Below are 594 nucleotides of genomic sequence, written 5' to 3'. Positions count from 1 at the left end.
CAACGGCACGGTTGGAATATCCGCCGCAGCCAGGCTCTGGTAGCCAGCAGGCGCTCCTTTATCCTTTGCCGGCAGGTTGACCCATAGCTGCACCATCCGAAACGGGCCGCCCGTTCTGGCAAAAGCAGGAGAATGATATTCCTGATGCTGAATGCCGTTCCCTGCCGTCATCCATTGCACGTCGCCCGGCCCGATCACGCCTCCAGCGCCGGAGGAGTCCCGGTGTTCGACTTCACCATCATAAACAATCGTGACGGTTTCAAAGCCTTTGTGAGGGTGCTCCCCTACGCCGCGCCGGGACTCCGTTGGACCGAATTCATGCGGGCCCGCATAATCCAGCAGCAGAAACGGGCTGAGATGTTCACCAAAATTGCTGTAGGAGAACAGGGACCGCACCGGAAACCCGTCTCCCACCCAGTGGCCACGATCATTTCCATAGCGGCCGAGAATTTTCTTCTGCATGGCGATTTGTCCTGTTGATGAGAGGAAGAACGGCCCAATGCCTCTTCCGTTAAGGGTCAACATGGGCTTTTCTGATTGTCGCATGAAGAGTGCCAGATCGAACGATGCGTTCTATGGAAGGAACGATGAGGG

The 594-nt window shown here is 56.7% G+C and carries 1 protein-coding gene; it reads right to left on the bottom strand.

Features of this window, described 5'->3' with window-relative positions; translation table 11 throughout:
* A partial coding sequence (locus tag AD948_RS00035) for a pirin family protein (protein ID WP_169797358.1) occupies nt 1–462 on the bottom strand: 462 nt, incomplete at its 3' end.
* Nucleotides 463–594: the final 132 nt, after the last annotated feature.

The organism is Acetobacter senegalensis, assembly GCF_001580995.1.
In the GTDB taxonomy this organism is placed as follows: domain Bacteria; phylum Pseudomonadota; class Alphaproteobacteria; order Acetobacterales; family Acetobacteraceae; genus Acetobacter; species Acetobacter senegalensis.
This window is presented reverse-complemented; position numbering and strand designations above follow the sequence as displayed.